Below are 16462 nucleotides of genomic sequence, written 5' to 3'. Positions count from 1 at the left end.
AACCTGTTAAGGAGGAAATAGATGGCACAGAGAGGGATTAGAGAATACGATGCCAAAAGAATGCTTTTTAACCACTGGTCTGAGTATTTTGACGGTGACTTTAAATACGATTTCAAATCTGTTCTTATAACACCGGAAACAGACCTTGATAAACTTCCAGAACGTCATCCGTGGCTTCTTCACATGCCGCTTGTCGCAAAGCCTGACATGCTTTTCGGTAAGAGAGGAAAACTCGGTCTTGTCCTTTATAAGATTGAAAAGCCAGGTGATGTTAAGTGGGAAGATGTTAAAAAGTGGATAAAGGAAAAGATGTCTGAGCCTGTTACTATTAAAGGGCAGACAGGTTACCTCACACACTTTATCGTTGAGCCGTTCGTTCCTCATGATGAGGAGTACTACATTGCTATGACGATGGAAAGGGAAGGTGACAAAATCTTCATGTCTGCCTTCGGTGGTATTGATGTTGAGGAAAACTGGGATAAGGTGAAGGAGGTTTTCATTCCTGCACTTGCAACGGATGAGGAAATTAAAAAGCTTATAAGAGAAAATGTTCCTGCGGAAATAAAAGATAAGGATAAGTATGCAAACTTTGTTCAGAAGCTTTATAACTTCTTTAAAGACCTTCACTTTACCTACCTTGAAATCAACCCTCTTGCTATGACAGGAAACCAGGTTTATCCTCTTGACTTTGTGGCAAGGCTTGATGATACGGCTCAGTTTGTTGCTGGAAGAAAGTGGGGAGAGATAGAGTTCCCGAGCGGATTTGGCAGGGAGCTTACACCTGAAGAGAAGTACATTAAAGATATGGACGAAAAGTCAGGTGCTTCTCTTAAACTGACAATTCTCAACCCTGAAGGTAGAATCTGGACATTGGTTGCCGGTGGTGGCGCTTCTGTTGTTTATGCCGATACAATTGCAGACCTTGGTTATGTTGATGAGCTTGCCAACTACGGTGAGTATTCAGGTAACCCTTCAAGGGCTGAAACGAGGGAGTACGTCAAAACTGTTTTTGATCTTATGACGAGAAATAAAGATCCACAGGGAAGACCGAAGATTCTCATCATAGGTGGTGCTATTGCTAACTTTACAGACGTTGCCAAGACGTTTGCCGGAATCATAGACGCTATGAAGGAGTATGCTGATAAGCTTAGAGATGTTGGTGTCAGGATTTACGTTAGACGTGGTGGTCCAAATTATGAGCTTGGACTTAAGCAGATAAAAGAAGCGGCTGAAGGTCTCGGCCTTCCAATAGAGGTTTACGGTCCTGAAACTCACATTACAGCAATAGTTAGCAAAGCTTTAAGCGACAATAAATAAGGAGGGATTAAGAATGGCAAGACCCGATTACATTCTTTTTGATAGAAATACAAAGGCTATTTTCTGGAACTTAAACAGAAATGCTATTCAAAGGATGCTCGATTACGATTTTATTGTTGGAAGGAGCCCGAGTATCGTTGCAATCGTTGCACCTACTCAGAACAGGAAATTTGAAAAGTTCTTCCACGGCACAAAAGAGATTATGATACCTATCTACAAGTCAACAGCAGAGGCAGCAGAAAAGCATCCGGAAGCTGATGTTCTGGTTAACTTTGCTTCTTTCAGAACTGCCTACAACGTTACACTTGAGGCTATCAACATTCCAACAATAAAAACAGTAGCTATTACTGCTGAAGGTATTCCTGAAAGATTTGCAAGGGATATGGCTCTTAAGGCGAAAAAGGCAGGAAAAGTGATCATTGGCCCTGCTACTGTTGGTGGTATTGCCGCTGGAGCATTTAGGATTGGAAACGCCGGCGGAACGATTGAGAATATCGTTAAATCAAAGCTTCACAGACCCGGTTCTGTTGGCCTTGTTACCCGTTCCGGTGGACTCTTCAACGAACTTTCAAATGTAATTGCAAGGAATGCTGATGGTATTGTTGAAGGTATCGCTATTGGTGGTGACAGATTTCCAGGGTCTGATTTCCTCGATCATCTTCTCAGATTTCAGAAGAATCCACAGGTTAAATTTATGATTATGCTTGGAGAACTTGGTGGAGACCTTGAATACAGAGTTGTTGAGGCTCTTAAGGATGGTCTTATTACCAAGCCTCTCATTGCATGGTGTATTGGAACTATTTCAAAGCACTTTGCTGGAGAAGTTCAGTTTGGTCACGCAGGTGCAAAAGCCGGTGCTGATAGAGAAACAGCAGATGCTAAAAATGCTGCTTTAAGGGCTGCAGGTGCGCTTGTTCCTAACTCTTTTGACGAATTCCCTGAACTTATAAGGGGTGTTTACGAAGATCTTAAGTCAAAGGGTCTAATTGGGGAGATTGAAGAACCTGAAGTTCCAGAACTTCCTGAAGATTACGCAAAACTTGTTAAAGCTGGAAAGGTTAGAAAGCCTACCAACTTTATCTGTACTATATCCGACGACAGAGGCGAAGAGGCAACGTACTGTGGACTTCCAATTTCAGAAGTTATTGAGAGAGAATTCTCAATCGCTGACGTTATAGGTCTTCTCTGGTTTAAGAGGAAGTTCCCTGACTGGGCTTCTAAGTTCATAGATATGGTTATTAAAGTTGTTGCGGATCACGGTCCCTGTGTTTCAGGTGCTCACAACGCAAAGGTTACTGCAAGAGCAGGAAAAGATCTCATGTCAGCTCTTGCAACAGGTATCCTTACGATAGGACCAAGGTTCGGTGGTGCTATTGACGGAGCTGCCAAGTACTTTAAGTTTGCTAAAGAACAGGGTATGGATCCGTTTGAGTTTGTTGACTATATGAAGAATGTTGAGAAGATCCCTATTCCAGGTATCGGTCACAGAATTAAATCAACAAAGAACCCTGACAAGAGGGTTGAACTTCTCAAAAACTTTGCAAAGGAAAAGTTCCCATCAACAGAGCTTTTAGACTATGCTCTTGAAGTAGAAAAGGTTACGACTGCCAAGAAAGAGAACCTTATCCTTAACGTTGATGGAACAATAGGTGTTCTCCTTGTTGATATGTTCAGAAACCTTGGATACTCAGATTCTGAAATTGACGAGCTTATCAATGCAGGTGCCTTTAACGCGTTCTTCGTTCTTGGAAGGTCTATCGGATTTATAGGCCACATTCTTGACGAGAAGAGACTTGCAATGCCTCTCTACAGGCATCCTATGGATGATGTTCTCTATGATGTTAAGAGGCCTGAAGGTCTATAATAGCTGTTTTCGCTAACTTGATAGGGGGCTTTTTAGCCCCCTTTTTTTATTTTGTAGAATTAGATTAAACATGAACTGGAGGCGGTGATGAAAAAAGTTACGACAAAAACATTGCTTGAAATGAAAAGGAACGGTGAAAAGATTACCATGCTTACCGCTTATGATTACACTTCTGCTTTAATAGTTGATAGTGCAGGCGTTGATATTATCCTTGTAGGTGATTCACTTGGTATGGTTATGCTTGGCTACGATTCAACGATTCCCGTAACCATGGAAGAGATGGTTCACCATACAAGGGCTGTTGTCAGGGCAAGAAAAAGGGCAATGGTGATTTTTGACATGCCCTTCCTCTCTTATCAGACGGGAAAGAGAGATGCTATTTTAAATGCTGGAAGAGCTTTAAAAGAAACCGGATGTGATGCCGTTAAGATAGAGGGTGGAAAAGAACAGGAGGATACGATAAAAGCGCTTGTTGATGCTGGAATTCCTGTTTGTGGTCATATAGGACTTCAGCCACAAAGTGTTAACGTCTATGGTGGTTATGTGTTAAGAGGGAAGGGAGAGGAGAGAGAGAAATTGGTAGAGGACGCTAAAGCTGTTGAGAGAGCAGGAGCCTTTGCCGTTGTTCTTGAAAAGGTACCTTCAGACCTTGCTAAAGAGATAACGGAATCTCTTTCCATTCCGACTATCGGTATCGGTGCTGGAAAGTACTGTGACGGTCAGGTTTTAGTTTTTCATGACATGATAGGAATGTTTGATAAGTTTAAGCCTAAGTTTGTCAAGCGTTATGCGGAAGTCGGGAAAGAGATACGCAGTGCCGTTGAAAGTTACGTTAAAGAGGTGAAAAACGGCGTATTTCCCGGCGAGGAGCATTCTTACTGATGGTTGTTTTAGAGTGTAAGGACATTTATAAATCTTTTCCTATCAGGAGAAACTTTTCTCTTTCCGTTTTAAAAGGTGTTTCTCTGCGGATAGAAAAGGGAAAAAGTGTAGGAATTTTAGGGGACAGCGGCTGTGGTAAAACGACCCTTGCAAAGATTCTCCTTGACCTTGAGAAACCTGATGAGGGTGATGTCCTCTACAAAGGTAACTCAATTTACAAAATGGATAAGAAACGCTATAAAACCTACAGGTTAAATGTTCAGGCAGTGTTCCAGAATCCTTATGGTTCTCTCAATCCCCGCATGAAAGTAAAGGATATAGTGGCTGAAGGGTTGAAGATCAACTTTGATTTGAGAAGAGATGAGATAGAGGAAAAAGTTAAAGAGACACTTTCTTTATGTGGACTTTCCCAATCTGTTCTTAACCTTTATCCTCATCAGCTTTCTGGTGGGCAGAGGCAGAGGATTGCAATAGCAAGGGCAATAATTCTAAAACCAGAAGTAATAATTGCTGATGAACCAACTTCTGCTCTTGATGTGTCCATCCAATCTCAAATAATAAATCTTTTTCTGGAGCTTCAGGAAAAGTTTTCTGTTAGTTATCTTTTTATAAGTCACAATCCCGCAGTGGTGGATGCTCTGTGTGATGAAATATATTTGATAAAAAGTGGTCTAATTAGGAAAGGTTTATATCTGCTTTAACTTTTGCCTGGGTCGTCCTCTTGAATTTTCTCAGCTTTATGATATATATTTTAAAAAACGGGTAATGTTATTATGCTTTACTTATTAAGAGCCAAGGAGACGATTGAAAGGCAATTGGAGTTTTATTGCAAGTTCTGCTAAAATGGGTGTGCTGTTGTTACGCGAATACTATGTAGGAGGTGTGGAGAGATGAGAAAGAAGCTGCTGGCAGGGACGCTTGCGGCACTGGCCTGTTCTGGTTTTATCTTATATCAAAATGCCAGTGCTGTTGTCGGTCCCTGTGTGAACTGTCACACAATGCACAACTCTCAGCACGGTGTATATCCATGGGATAGTAATACTACTTATGCTACGGGTACTGTGAGTTCTACGAACGTCGTGGCTATGACGTTTGCCAACCTTAACTCAACAAATGCAACGCCTATTAGAAATCTCCTGCGCGGTGACTGTCAGTACTGCCATACTTACGGAGAAGCACCAAAAGCAGCTACTCTTTATTACGGTGACCATCTCTGGCCTTATGTTGATTCAACAACTCAGCCCGAGTATCCTGCAACCGGTGATGCCTATACAACGGGTAATTATTCTACTGCAACTTGGGGAGAAAATAGAGCTCTTGCTGGTGGAAGTTTTTACTGGGGAAGAACGAAAGATCCAAGATGTGCTCACAATGTGGCTGATTTAGGCATGCCTCCTGATCCTAACATCGGTCTTACACCACCTGGATGGGACTCAAACGCTACACACTTCACTGATGCTATTTTCGGTTCAAAAGTTGCTAATGGAGAAGCTACGTGGACGCATCAGCTTACATGTGCCGGTGTTTACGGATGCCACGGCAGACACAATGCAGCTACTCTTGATAGTTTTGCAGGGGTTAACGGCGCCCACCACTCAAACATGTATGGATGGGTTAACGGTACGGGAACAATAGGTAACAGCTACAGATTCCTTGCCGGTATTGCCGGATATGAGCATGATTATTATGAATACGCGGCGGTTCCAGATGCTAATGGAGTCTCCCACAATATTTACTACGGCGTTGATAGGACATCAGAAGATCCCACAACGGCTAATCCGCATACTATTTCATACCTGTGTGCAGAATGTCACGGTATGTTCCACAGCGGTGCTGAAATTTCAAAAGATCCGAATACTATTGATTCACCTATAGGAACGCCATGGCTCAGGCACCCGACAGACTTTGACCTTTCAAATGCAGGACCTGCTACAATAGGTGTTGATGGCAACACCCTTCCAGAATATAGATACTACAACGGCGGTAACGGGACATCATCTCCTTACAGTATGTTTGCTCCTGTCGCAACGGATAACTATACACTTCTCACGGACAATACAATTTCCTGGACGGGTGATGATGCCATAGTTACGTGTGTGTCCTGCCACAGGGCTCACGGCTCACCATACTACGACCTTCTCAGATGGGACTACTCAACCTGTATTGCTGATAGTGCTACTACGAATGCTACTCTTATGAATGAGTGCGGATGCATGGTATGTCATACAACAAAAGGTTAATAGCTGTTCTTTTTGCCGGGTTGTTTTTTGCTTTTTCTATTACTGTTGAGGCACAGGGACAAAAGGTTGTTTCGACGAAAGTGCTCGGCATCATTAACATAGATGAGACCGGGAAGGCCTTGACCTATCCCGGCTCCATCTTTTATGACAAAGAATCCCGGCAGCTTTATGTTGTTGAACCTGGAAAGTCCAAGGTTATTTTCTATACACCAGATTTCTTCCCTTTTATGGCGTTGGGTAAAGGGTACGGAATAAAGGATCCCGTTGATCTTTTTGTGGATAAAAAGGGCAAGTTTTATTTTATTTCTTCTAATGAACGAAAGATCTATGTTCTTTCTCCATCTCTTATATTGAAAAAAATAATTCCCATAAAAGGCTTTAAGGGGGCTTCAAAATTTATTCCGACTCATGTGGCAGTTAATCCTATTACGGGTGAAATATACGTTACCGGTGCTGGAAAGGATTTTGTTGTCTGCTTTAATCAAAATGGAAATTTCACAAGATTTCTATATCCGGAAATAAAAATTAAAAAAGTTAAAGGTGAAAGGGTAGGGTCTATAGTTTCCAATGTTGGTGTTGACTCTCTTGGCCGTGTTTATCTTGTTGCACTTGATTTTGGTCAGGTTTACGTTTTTGATAAGGATGGTGCGTTTCTGTTTAAATTTGGAACTCACGGTGCAAATTTCGGTCAGTTAAGCCAGCCTTCTGCCGTTGCAGTTGATGAGGATAACAGGCGTATCTATGTTTGTGACCCAATGAGGCACGCTGTGCTTGCATACGATATGTCTGGAAAGTTTCTTTTTGAATTTGGTGGTCTTGGTTGGGCTCCTGGATGGTTTGATTATCCGACGGATATTGCTGTTGATAATAGAGGAGATGTTATTGTATCTGATTGGCTAAATCAAAGGATACAGATTTTAAAACCTGAACAAAATGAAGTTATACCTATTAGACCGGTTATGCCTTCTAACAGGGCTGATTAAAAACGATAGGTTTTTCTCTAAAGTTCATAATTAATTTCATTTTTAAGGTATACAATAAGCTGTTGTGTGAGATTAGTTGTCAGTTTTAATTAATAATAATTTTTAACCTTTTGAGGGGGAAAGTACATGAAACTTGCTGTTGTTATTGGTGCTGATAAAATCAGGCTATCCGCAGTGCTATGAAGTTTGCCAACATTGCTGTTGATGCCGGTAATGAAGTAAAGGTCTTTTTCCTTGGCGAGTATTTTGATACAAAGATAGTTAATGCTGAAGAGGTTAACTTAAAGGAAAGAATGGAGAGTTTTCTGGAAAAGGGCGGACAACTTTACACTTGTGGAACGTGCATTGTTATTGAGAAATATGTTGATACCGGTGCCTGCCCTCTTTCAACGATGGAAGATTTATATGAAATCGTTGAATGGGCTGATAAAATTACTCATTTTTGATTTAAAACCGCGGGTTAATTCTCCCCGCGGTTTTCTTTTTCAAGAAGATTTATCGCCTCTTCTCTGGAAACTTCTACCATGATGTTTCCGGCTTTGTAGTATATCTTCCTTTCAGCAGGAAGTTTTTTCAGGAATTCTACGATTTCTTTATTTTTCTGCTTTTTCTTCTTCTTCATCTTTGGCCTCTTCTGAAGCTTCAGCTTGTCCGTGCTCTCTTATTTTCTCTGTTGTCTCTTCTACTTTAGCATACAGGTCAACCATCGCTTTTTCAAGTGCTTCTCTGAGAACAATTAGAGCGGCAATTTCTTTTTCTATCTGAGATACTGCTTCTTTAAACGGCAGTTCAACGGATATTCCGCTTCCGATGCTTATGACTACTTTTTCAACTTTTTCAAGTTTTGCAGCAACCTGTGCGATTCTGCCTACTGGAAGTAAGACTTCTTTACCGTCGCCAAGGTCTTTAAGGTTTTTGAGTGTGGTTATTGTTGCTCTGTATTCGGATATCAGGTCGTCAATGTTCGCAATTTCTACGCGCAGGGCTTCAATCTGTGCAATGTAGCTTCTCAACTGCCTGTTGAGTTCTGCCATTTTCTTGTCATCTTTCTTTAACAGTTTCTTCAACATGCTCCACCTCCTTTTATTTGAGATTATTTAGATTGAAAGCTCACACCAGCCTGCTGTTGCCTTTTCTTCAGGCAGATAAATGATTTTTGATGGTCTTATGTCTGTTTTAAGTTCCCTGAAAAGTTTTTCTCTAACTTCTTTTATCCTCCAGAAAAAAGAGAAGATATCCTTTGAATCTGAGGTCTGTCCACATTCCCATTCTCAGCGGTATTTCCCACTTTTTGATGGAGTCAGAAAGGGGAAGATAGAAGTTTTCTGCCAGTGGATGGTCTTTCAACATTTTCTTCTCTATGTTTGCTAAAGCTTCACAGTATGAATGGCATGTAGATTTAAGCTTTTCGGGATGCGATACTTTAACGGGAACTTTTGCCCTTCCTTTAAATACTTCTATTTCAAAGTGGCCTGTGTCTTCCCGCTTTTTAAGGTCAAAAACAGATATTCTCGTTTCGTAAAGATCCGCTTCATTAATAAAAATCTTTTCAGGAAGTTCTATTTCTTGAAGGAGGCTGTACTTTTCTGCAATTATGTTTTTTATTTTGTCAACAACCTCTTCAGGTTTAAGCCCTTTTTTAAGCAGGTAATTTTTTACACGCTGTTCTATTTCTCTATCTTTTTTTATGTAGTAATAGATTACAGCGCTTGTAAAAGCCTCTTTGAAAGCATTTGCAGGTATGAACGGTTTACCTTCCTTATTTCTTGGAAATCGTTTTTTATAGAATGCCATAGGAGTCCATGTCAGCAGCTCCATAATTTTCCCCCTACTTGAAAGCGGCGAGGATTTTGTCGGATTTTTCTGCTATGTTTATCTCAAAAAGGGCTATTGTTGGAAGAAGCCATGAAACTCTGAATCTTGGCTCTCCATCTTTATTTTCTCCGAAATATGCAAGGGCTACTCTTCCAAAACCGGCTTCCTTTTCTACTTTTTTCGCTTCTCTTAGAAACCTTCTTGCAACATTTGGAAGCTGTTCAAAAGGGTAAGGTTTCCCTTCCTGTCCCCGCTGTTTAACAAGCTCCGCTGCCGTGCCGATGTTTTTTAAGGCTTCTATTAAGTGGTGAAGTTTGTGTTTTTTTAAATATGCAATCAGAAGTGATGGTGCGGGAAGACGAAGTATTTCAATGTTTTCGCTTCCTTCTATAAGCTCACCTACGAGGTATGCCCTTCCGTTTTTCATTTCTATGTGAGCAAACAGTTTTTTATTCTTTGGCATTTCGTAAAGCACTTCTGTAACTTCATAATGAATACCTTCTTCCTCATATGTGTCACCCGCTTTTCTTTTCCCGTATTCAGAAACGAAAAAAGCTTTCTGGCCGTTCTTTTTCCCGATTATCAGGTCAAGTCCCCACCTTTTTAAGCTTTTGAATTTAAACTCCCTTCCTTTTTCGGGCTGTCCTAAAGTTTCAAACACCAGCGTATTCAGTGCCTGTATTTCTCTGAGTTCGGCTACAGTCATGTTTTTTCCTCCTGTTATCTTTCATGTATAAAGATATATTTTCTAACGCATTTTGTCAATAAATCTAAAGTATTATTGTAGTTTAGAAATGCTCACCTTTAACGAACAGCCTGTCACAGGTAACTTTAAAGAGAAGGTAGATTGACACGATCCTTTCAGGAGGGTTTATTAATTGAAAATTAGTTGCAATTGTATTTCGAAGGACTATATTTATAAATGCAAATGAAAATAATTTTCAGAAAAGGAGGTTTTTATGGAAGAGAGAAAAGGAATACCGTTGTTGGGTGAAAAGTTTCCAGAAATTGAAGTTCAAACAACTCACGGAAAGATTAGGTTACCTGAAGCATTTAAAGGTAAATGGTTTGTCCTTTTCAGCCATCCTGCCGATTTTACACCTGTGTGCACGACAGAATTTGTAGCGTTCCAGAAAAGGTATGATAGGTTCAGGGAGTTAAATTGTGAGCTTATAGGCCTGAGCGTTGATCAGGTTTTTTCGCACATTAAGTGGGAAGAGTGGATAAAGGATAAACTGGGCGTTGAAATCGAGTTTCCGATAATTGCCGATACAGGTGCAGTTGCCGATGTACTTGGTCTTATTCATCCGGGAAAAGGTACAAATACGGTTAGGGCGGTTTTTGTGGTTGATCCTGAAGGAGTTGTAAGATTGATTCTTTACTATCCTCAGGAGTTAGGCAGAAATATTGATGAGATTTTAAGGGCAGTTAAAGGTCTTCAGGTGTCCGATAAGAACGGTGTTGCCCTTCCTGCTAACTGGCCTGAGAATGAGCTTATTGGTGATAAGGTGATTGTTCCGCCTGCTACAGATGTTGAATCTGCCAGGCAGAGACTTGAAGCCGCTTCAAAAGGTGAAATTGAGTGCTTTGACTGGTGGCTCTGCTTTAAAAAGCTTTAAAAAGGAGGGGGTTACGCCCCTTCCTCTATTGCTTTTTCAATTTCTTCAGGTTTAACAAAGGCTGTTCCTAACTTTCCTACAACAATTCCGCCTGCAATGTTTGCAATTTCCGCGGCTTTTTCCGGTGATGCGCCGGCAACCAAAGATAGAGTGAAAACCGCTATAACCGTATCGCCGGCTCCTGTAACATCATAAACCTGCTTGGCTTTTGCCGGTATGTGGTAGCTTTTGTCTCTCTTTATCAGGCTCATGCCTTTTTCGCTTCTTGTTATCAGTGCAAGATCAAGCTTAAACTTTTCAATCAGTTTTTTTCCGGCTTTTTCTGCAGTTTCTTCCGTTTCAGGGTATATGCCGACAGCCTGGTATGTCTCTTTCATGTTTGGCGTCATAGCTGTTACATCGTGGTAGAGATGAAAATTTCTCTCTTTAGGGTCAAGGGTTACAATTTTGCCGCTTTTTTTTACTTCTGCTGCAGCTTTAAAAAGCTCTTCTGTAATAACCCCTTTTCCGTAATCTGAAATAATTATTCCGTCAAACTCTTTAAAATCTTCCCTGAACTCTTCTATTATTTTAAGGACAATCTCCCTGTTTAAATACTCTTTTGATTCCCAATCAACTCTTAAAAGCTGCTGAGCGCCGGCTATGATTCTTGTTTTTACGGTTGTCGGCCTCATTTCATCCTTTATCAGAAGGGAAGTGTCGATTCCTCTTTTTTTCAGCATCTGCTCTAACATCTTTCCCTTTTCATCGTTTCCGACCACGCCAAGAACGATAGGCTTTGCTCCCAGCATTTTTAAGTTTACCGCAACATTTGCCGCACCTCCCGGTTTTGCCGCTATTTCTTTTGCCTCCACAACTGGAACGGGTGCTTCCGGAGAAATCCTTTCAACCTTTCCAGAGATATACTCGTCTATCATCAGATCACCGATAACCAGTATTTTCTTTCCTCTGAACTTTTCGGTTATTCCTTTCACTGCTTCTCTCCTGAGCTTGCGTTAACAAATGATACCATCTTTTAAGATGACAATTATTGTCACCTGAATTTAAATTCAGCCGGATAAGTGACAAAATTTGTCACCTGCTTTATGGGGATTTTTGTCTGTGCCTGTAAATTGCAAATAAGACTAATTCTGTGGTGTCCAGTATATATCTTTCGTTTTTATCATTAAAATCATAAACCTGGCACGGTTAATGCTAATGCAAGTTGGTGAGGTTTTAAAAAAGCCTACAAAAAACTCGTATAGAAAAGGAGGTACATCATGAGAAAGGCGTTTACGCTGATTGAACTTCTCATCGTCGTGGCAATCATTGCAATCCTTGCCGCAATCGCTATTCCGCAGTACACCAACTATGTAAGAAAGGCGGCTGCGGCAAATATTCAATCAACGCTGGCTTCCTGCGTGACTGCAGCCATGGCTAAGTTTGCCGATACGGGCAATACAACTTACACCTGTCCTGTAAAAGATGATAACAATACCAATGCTACTATTACATTAAGTGCAAATGGTACACTTCAAGCTATTACTCCAACAACTTTTAAAGTGAAAGGGCATAATGTTTCCTGCACAGTTGACAGTAATACAAATACCATTACCTGTACGCCACAATAATAAATTTTCGTGTCAAATTTGATATCTGCGCGTCCGGATTACCCGGATGCGGTTTTATTTATGTGTATATAATTATGCAGGGGAGAATTGAATGAACAAAAAGGGGGCTTTTTCATTAATAGAACTTCTTATTGTTATTTCCATTATTTCTATCCTTTCACTGATAGCTGTTCAGACATTTGTTAACTATAAAGAAAAAGCTGTTGTTTCAAGAGTGCAGTCAGACTTGATTACCTGTGCCGGAGAGCTTATGGCTCAGTTTGCCAATAACGGAACACTTACAAAGGTATGTAGAGTTTATGATTCCAGTGATACCTGTACTCTGGTAATTGATTTTAGTAATGCTTCAAATTCTTCTGCGGCAAATTCTTACATTAAGATTGCCAATTCTAACTGCACTTTCCACGTTCACGGAATAAAAATCGTTTGTGATATCGATACTGCTTACGGACATGTAAACGGTTTTATCCGTTGTTATCAAGCTCATTAAAAACCTTCCTTTATTTTTGCCTTTTTATCCAATGATTCTCTTGACACTTTACATCTTTCGTTTAAATTATATAGTAAGCTTGATTAGCACTCACCTTAGATGAGTGCTAAAAATCTAGAAAAAGGAGGGTGTGACGATGAAGTTAAAGCCTCTCTACGATAGGGTGGTTGTAAAGAAAGTTGAGATGGAGCAGAAGACCGCTGGTGGAATTATCCTTCCGGATACCGCTAAGGAAGAGTCTCAAATTGGAGAAGTTGTTGCCGTTGGTGAAGGGAAACTTCTTGACAATGGCGAGGTAAGACCTCTCAAGGTTAAAGCCGGTGACAGGGTTCTCTACAGCAAGTATGCAGGGAACGAAGTTGAGCTTGATGGTGAAAAGTATCTCATCATCAGAGAAGAAGACATCCTTGCCATCGTTGAGTAAAAAAATTCAAGGAGGAGGTGAGAACCATGGCAGGAAAAGATATTAGATTTGCTGATGAAGCAAGGCAGAAAGTTAAGATAGGTGTTGATAAGCTTGCCAACGCTGTAAAGGCAACAATGGGTCCTGGTGGTAGAAACGTTGTTATTGAAAGGAAGTTCGGTTCACCACTTGTTACAAAAGACGGTGTTACTGTTGCAAAAGAGATTGAGCTTGCGGATCCAATTGAGAACATTGGTGCTCAGCTTGTTAAAGAGGTTGCTCAAAAGACAGCTGACAAGGCCGGTGACGGAACGACAACAGCTACCGTTCTTGCTCAGGCTATCTTTAACGACGGTCTCAAGTTTGTAACTGCCGGCGATAATGCCATTGAGCTTAAAAGAGGTGTTGACGCTGCTGTTGAGAAGGTTGTAGAAGAGCTTAAGGCAATATCAAAGCCTGTTGAGACAAAAGAGCAGATTGCTCAGGTTGCAACAATTTCTGCAAACTACGATAAAGAGATTGGCGAGCTCATCGCTGAAGCTATGGATAAAGTAGGCAAGGAAGGCGTTATCACTGTTGAAGAGGCTAAAGGTCTCAAGACAGAACTTAAAGTTGTTGAGGGTATGCAGTTTGACAGAGGTTATCTCTCACCATACTTCGTAACAGATCCTGACAAGATGGAAGCTGTTCTTGAGAATCCTTACATTCTCATCTACGGTAAGAAGATTTCAAACATAAGAGAGCTTCTTCCAGTTCTTGAATCTGTTGCAAGAGAGGGAAGACCACTTCTCATCATCGCTGAAGATGTGGAAGGTGAAGCTCTGGCAACACTCGTTGTTAACAAGCTCCGTGGAACATTAAGCGTATGTGCGGTTAAAGCACCTGGTTTTGGTGAAAGAAGAAAGGCTATGCTTCAGGATATTGCTATCCTCACAGGTGGACAGGCTATCCTTGAAGACCTTGGCATCAAGCTTGAAAACGTTACACTTGATATGCTTGGTCAGGCTGACAAGGTTGTTGTTGACAAAGAGCACACGACTATTATCGGCGGTAAAGGTAAGCCGGAAGAGATTGAAGCAAGAATTAAGCAGATTAAAGCAGAGCTTGAAAAGGCAACTTCTGAGTATGATAAAGAGAAGCTTCAGGAAAGACTTGCCAAGCTTGCAGGCGGTGTAGCTATCATCAAGGTAGGTGCTGCTACTGAAGCTGAACTTAAAGAGAAGAAGGCAAGGGTTGAAGACGCACTTCACGCAACAAGAGCTGCAGTAGAAGAGGGTATTGTTCCCGGCGGTGGAACAGCACTCCTTGCCGCTGCAAGGAAGCTTGATGAGCTTATAAAAGAGCTTGACGAAGCTAACGAGATTGACAGAAAGCACGGTGTTGAGATAGTTAAGAAAGCTGTTGAAGCACCATTAAGGCAGATTGCTGAGAACGCAGGTTACGCCGGACAGGTTGTTGTTGAGAAGGTTAAAGAGCTTATCAACGAGAAAGGCATAAACTACGGATTCAACGCAAGAAAAGGTGAATATGAAGACCTTGTAGCAGCAGGTGTAATTGACCCAACCAAGGTTGAGAGGGTTGCTCTTCAAAACGCTGCTTCAGTTGCCGGCCTTCTCCTCACAACAGAGGCCACAATTACTGAAATTCCTGAAAAAGAAGAGAAGAACGTACCTCCAATGCCTGAATATTAATGGCAGATTTAAGGTAGAAGAGGGGGCATACGCCCCCTCTTTTATTTTTCCTTCACAATTTTCACCATTCCCTTAAAAATCAGGAACGGATCATAGGTTCCTTTTCCAATCATTTCTTTTAAAATATTTCCGTAGCCGCCTGTAAATACGACCGGTAAGCCTGAATACTTTTCCATTACCTCTTTAACGGCACCTTTTAGTGCGAGGGCTGTTCCCACTTTTATGCATTCTGCTGTTGACTTTCCAGGGAGTTTGTCTATAAATCTGTTTTCCACTTCTGGAAGCTGCTCTGTAACAAGATTCAGCGCCCTATGGATTGCTTTCACTCCTGGCAGAATGATTCCGCCGATAAAAGTTTTTTCAATAACTATATCAACAACTACTGTTGTTCCTGCAGACACAACTATGCCGCTGTTTCCGTAGTCTAAAATTCCGCAGGCGAGGGCTATTCTGTCAGCGCCTAACCTTTCAGGATTTTTGTAGTCTATCTTTACAGGAAGCGGTATCCGGGCGTTTACAAAAGTTGTTTTTTTGAAGGCTTTCTTAAAAGTTTCATTAAGTGACGGAACTACGCTTGAGATAACTGCCGATTCACCTTTTACAGGAAAAAATTTCCTGACTTCCCCTGTTGGTATCTGAATTGCATTTTCAAACGTTTTGCCGTTCCAGAAAACAACTTTTACAAAACTGTTTCCTGCATCTATCAGGGCAACCATTTTAAGTCCTGTATTCAGCGTTTATTTTCACATATTCATAGCTAAAGTCGCAGGTTAAATATTCAAAAGATGCGCTGCCAAGGTTAAGGTTAACTTCTATCACAATCTCTTCACTTTTTTTCATGTACTTATGCACGACGGTTTCGTCGTAGTCTGTCTTTGTCCCTTTAAAGAGGAGGTAACCGCCGATTTTAAGTTCGGTTTTCTCTTCCACTAATTTTACGCCTGCGCTGCCGGCTGCTGCTATGATTCTTCCCCAGTTCGGGTCGCAGCCAAAAACAGCCGTTTTTACTAAAGGTGAAAGGGCAATTTTCCTTGCCACTTTCCTTGCTTCTTCTTTTGTCCTTGCACCGATGACTTTAATTCTCACCACTTTTGTTGCGCCTTCCCCATCTTTTACAATCTGGTAGGCAAGGGATTTCATCACTTCTTTCAAACCATCTAAAAATTCGCCGTAATTTTCTTCCGTTATTCTCTTTCCTGATGTACCGTTTGCAAGGAAGAATACAGTATCGTTGGTGCTCATGTCACCATCAACGGTTATTGCGTTAAAGCTTATTTCGTTTGCCTCTCTTAACGCTTTTTCAAGCAATTTTTTGTCTATCTCTGCGTCTGTAGCGATGAACGAAAGCATCGTTGCCATTGCAGGGTCTATCATACCTGCCCCTTTTGCTATTCCGCCGATGGTAAAACCTTTCCCTTCAAAAAAAGCGGTTTTCGGGAACGTATCGGTTGTCATTATAGCCTGGGCAGCCTCTTTAGAGGTTGCCTTTCCCAAGTTTTCTACCGCTTCTTCTATCCCTTTTTCCATTCTGTCCATTGGTAGAAATTC

Annotated in this window: 19 protein-coding genes; 12 read left to right on the top strand and 7 right to left on the bottom strand. The window is 41.2% G+C overall.

Annotated elements, in window-relative coordinates; translation table 11 throughout:
* The first annotated feature begins 21 nt into the window (after positions 1 to 21).
* From MV676_RS06885 to MV676_RS06855, 7 genes are all read left to right on the top strand, one after another.
* Entirely contained in the window at positions 22 to 1317 is a 1296-nt protein-coding gene (locus MV676_RS06885; RefSeq protein WP_297446116.1) for an ATP citrate lyase citrate-binding domain-containing protein, read from the top strand.
* Between the two features lie 13 nt (positions 1318 to 1330).
* A complete protein-coding gene (locus MV676_RS06880) occupies positions 1331 to 3181 on the top strand; it encodes a citrate/2-methylcitrate synthase (protein WP_297446114.1) in 1851 nt (616 codons plus the stop codon).
* An 87-nt stretch (positions 3182 to 3268) separates the two neighbouring features.
* Positions 3269 to 4063 (top strand): 3-methyl-2-oxobutanoate hydroxymethyltransferase, encoded by a 795-nt coding sequence (gene panB / locus MV676_RS06875; RefSeq protein WP_022847027.1) that lies wholly within the window; start codon positions 3269 to 3271, stop codon positions 4061 to 4063.
* Positions 4063 to 4764 carry a dipeptide/oligopeptide/nickel ABC transporter ATP-binding protein gene (locus MV676_RS06870; protein ID WP_297446111.1) on the top strand — a complete coding sequence of 234 codons (702 nt, stop codon included), beginning with the start codon at positions 4063 to 4065 and terminating at the stop codon, positions 4762 to 4764. The genes panB and MV676_RS06870 overlap by 1 nt, the downstream gene beginning before the upstream one ends.
* Positions 4765 to 4953: 189 nt before the next feature.
* A complete protein-coding gene (locus MV676_RS06865) occupies positions 4954 to 6303 on the top strand; it encodes a hypothetical protein (RefSeq protein WP_297446109.1) in 1350 nt (449 codons plus the stop codon).
* Entirely contained in the window at positions 6282 to 7286 is a 1005-nt protein-coding gene (locus tag MV676_RS06860; RefSeq protein ID WP_297446106.1) for an NHL repeat-containing protein, read from the top strand. The genes MV676_RS06865 and MV676_RS06860 overlap by 22 nt, the downstream gene beginning before the upstream one ends.
* A gap of 167 nt (positions 7287 to 7453) precedes the next feature.
* On the top strand, positions 7454 to 7732 hold the full coding sequence (locus tag MV676_RS06855) for a DsrE family protein (protein ID WP_297446213.1): 279 nt from the start codon (positions 7454 to 7456) through the stop codon (positions 7730 to 7732).
* 14 nt (positions 7733 to 7746) lie between these two features.
* Here MV676_RS06855 and MV676_RS06850 read toward each other — a convergent pair whose 3' ends face one another.
* The 4 genes from MV676_RS06850 to MV676_RS06835 all read right to left on the bottom strand — a co-directional run bounded on the left by MV676_RS06850 (position 7747) and on the right by MV676_RS06835 (position 9807).
* Positions 7747 to 7908 carry a prefoldin subunit gene (locus MV676_RS06850; RefSeq protein ID WP_022847022.1) on the bottom strand — a complete coding sequence of 54 codons (162 nt, stop codon included), beginning with the start codon at positions 7906 to 7908 and terminating at the stop codon, positions 7747 to 7749.
* Positions 7880 to 8356 (bottom strand): prefoldin subunit alpha, encoded by a 477-nt coding sequence (gene pfdA, locus MV676_RS06845; RefSeq protein WP_022847021.1) that lies wholly within the window; start codon positions 8354 to 8356, stop codon positions 7880 to 7882. The genes MV676_RS06850 and pfdA overlap by 29 nt, the downstream gene beginning before the upstream one ends.
* A 130-nt stretch (positions 8357 to 8486) precedes the next feature.
* The gene (locus MV676_RS06840) at positions 8487 to 9104 is read right to left on the bottom strand and encodes a hypothetical protein (RefSeq protein ID WP_297446101.1); all 618 of its coding nucleotides are present in this window, start codon (positions 9102 to 9104) and stop codon (positions 8487 to 8489) included.
* A gap of 10 nt (positions 9105 to 9114) precedes the next feature.
* Positions 9115 to 9807 (bottom strand): TIGR00703 family protein, encoded by a 693-nt coding sequence (locus MV676_RS06835; protein WP_297446099.1) that lies wholly within the window; start codon positions 9805 to 9807, stop codon positions 9115 to 9117.
* Positions 9808 to 10060: 253 nt separating this feature from the next.
* Here MV676_RS06835 and MV676_RS06830 point away from each other — a divergent pair, with 253 nt between their 5' ends.
* The gene (locus tag MV676_RS06830; protein ID WP_297446097.1) at positions 10061 to 10720 is read left to right on the top strand and encodes a peroxiredoxin; all 660 of its coding nucleotides are present in this window, start codon (positions 10061 to 10063) and stop codon (positions 10718 to 10720) included.
* Between the two features lie 11 nt (positions 10721 to 10731).
* Here the strand turns inward: MV676_RS06830 and rfaE1 are convergent, their stop codons facing one another.
* Positions 10732 to 11694: a D-glycero-beta-D-manno-heptose-7-phosphate kinase gene (gene rfaE1 / locus MV676_RS06825; RefSeq protein ID WP_297446095.1), complete on the bottom strand. Its 963-nt coding sequence runs from the start codon at positions 11692 to 11694 to the stop codon at positions 10732 to 10734.
* A gap of 285 nt (positions 11695 to 11979) precedes the next feature.
* Between rfaE1 and MV676_RS06820 the strand changes: the two genes are divergently transcribed.
* The 4 genes from MV676_RS06820 (at position 11980) to groL (ending at position 14914) form a co-directional block, all read left to right on the top strand.
* Positions 11980 to 12330, top strand: coding sequence for a prepilin-type N-terminal cleavage/methylation domain-containing protein (locus tag MV676_RS06820; RefSeq protein ID WP_297446093.1), 351 nt, complete (start codon positions 11980 to 11982; stop codon positions 12328 to 12330).
* A gap of 91 nt (positions 12331 to 12421) precedes the next feature.
* Positions 12422 to 12820, top strand: coding sequence for a prepilin-type N-terminal cleavage/methylation domain-containing protein (locus tag MV676_RS06815; RefSeq protein WP_297446091.1), 399 nt, complete (start codon positions 12422 to 12424; stop codon positions 12818 to 12820).
* A gap of 136 nt (positions 12821 to 12956) precedes the next feature.
* On the top strand, positions 12957 to 13244 hold the full coding sequence (gene groES / locus MV676_RS06810; RefSeq protein WP_022847014.1) for a co-chaperone GroES: 288 nt from the start codon (positions 12957 to 12959) through the stop codon (positions 13242 to 13244).
* Positions 13245 to 13270: 26 nt separating this feature from the next.
* Positions 13271 to 14914, top strand: coding sequence for a chaperonin GroEL (gene groL, locus MV676_RS06805; RefSeq protein ID WP_297446089.1), 1644 nt, complete (start codon positions 13271 to 13273; stop codon positions 14912 to 14914).
* Between the two features lie 41 nt (positions 14915 to 14955).
* On the opposite strand, the gene MV676_RS06800 is transcribed toward groL, so the two are convergent.
* Both MV676_RS06800 and argJ read right to left on the bottom strand, forming a co-directional pair.
* Positions 14956 to 15630, bottom strand: coding sequence for a type III pantothenate kinase (locus MV676_RS06800; protein WP_297446087.1), 675 nt, complete (start codon positions 15628 to 15630; stop codon positions 14956 to 14958).
* A gap of 1 nt (position 15631) precedes the next feature.
* On the bottom strand, positions 15632 to 16462 hold an 831-nt coding region (gene argJ / locus MV676_RS06795), incomplete at its 5' end, for a bifunctional glutamate N-acetyltransferase/amino-acid acetyltransferase ArgJ (protein WP_297446085.1).

Source organism: Desulfurobacterium sp., assembly GCF_027028515.1.
Lineage (GTDB): Bacteria > Aquificota > Aquificia > Desulfurobacteriales > Desulfurobacteriaceae > Desulfurobacterium_A.
This window is presented reverse-complemented; position numbering and strand designations above follow the sequence as displayed.

Excerpts from the sequence above, each read along its gene's own strand:
- MV676_RS06880 (WP_297446114.1), top strand. The coding sequence starts at position 1,331 with ATGGCAAGACCCGATTACATTCTTTTTGATAGAAATACAAAGGCTATT.
- MV676_RS06885 (WP_297446116.1), top strand. The coding sequence starts at position 22 with ATGGCACAGAGAGGGATTAGAGAATACGATGCCAAAAGAATGCTTTTT.
- MV676_RS06815 (WP_297446091.1), top strand. The coding sequence starts at position 12,422 with ATGAACAAAAAGGGGGCTTTTTCATTAATAGAACTTCTTATTGTTATT.
- panB (WP_022847027.1), top strand. The coding sequence starts at position 3,269 with ATGAAAAAAGTTACGACAAAAACATTGCTTGAAATGAAAAGGAACGGT.
- MV676_RS06830 (WP_297446097.1), top strand. The coding sequence starts at position 10,061 with ATGGAAGAGAGAAAAGGAATACCGTTGTTGGGTGAAAAGTTTCCAGAA.
- MV676_RS06835 (WP_297446099.1), bottom strand. The coding sequence starts at position 9,807 with ATGACTGTAGCCGAACTCAGAGAAATACAGGCACTGAATACGCTGGTG.
- MV676_RS06800 (WP_297446087.1), bottom strand. The coding sequence starts at position 15,630 with ATGGTTGCCCTGATAGATGCAGGAAACAGTTTTGTAAAAGTTGTTTTC.
- MV676_RS06820 (WP_297446093.1), top strand. The coding sequence starts at position 11,980 with ATGAGAAAGGCGTTTACGCTGATTGAACTTCTCATCGTCGTGGCAATC.
- pfdA (WP_022847021.1), bottom strand. The coding sequence starts at position 8,356 with ATGTTGAAGAAACTGTTAAAGAAAGATGACAAGAAAATGGCAGAACTC.
- MV676_RS06850 (WP_022847022.1), bottom strand. The coding sequence starts at position 7,908 with ATGAAGAAGAAGAAAAAGCAGAAAAATAAAGAAATCGTAGAATTCCTG.
- MV676_RS06865 (WP_297446109.1), top strand. The coding sequence starts at position 4,954 with ATGAGAAAGAAGCTGCTGGCAGGGACGCTTGCGGCACTGGCCTGTTCT.
- groL (WP_297446089.1), top strand. The coding sequence starts at position 13,271 with ATGGCAGGAAAAGATATTAGATTTGCTGATGAAGCAAGGCAGAAAGTT.
- MV676_RS06860 (WP_297446106.1), top strand. The coding sequence starts at position 6,282 with ATGTCATACAACAAAAGGTTAATAGCTGTTCTTTTTGCCGGGTTGTTT.
- MV676_RS06840 (WP_297446101.1), bottom strand. The coding sequence starts at position 9,104 with ATGGAGCTGCTGACATGGACTCCTATGGCATTCTATAAAAAACGATTT.
- MV676_RS06870 (WP_297446111.1), top strand. The coding sequence starts at position 4,063 with ATGGTTGTTTTAGAGTGTAAGGACATTTATAAATCTTTTCCTATCAGG.
- groES (WP_022847014.1), top strand. The coding sequence starts at position 12,957 with ATGAAGTTAAAGCCTCTCTACGATAGGGTGGTTGTAAAGAAAGTTGAG.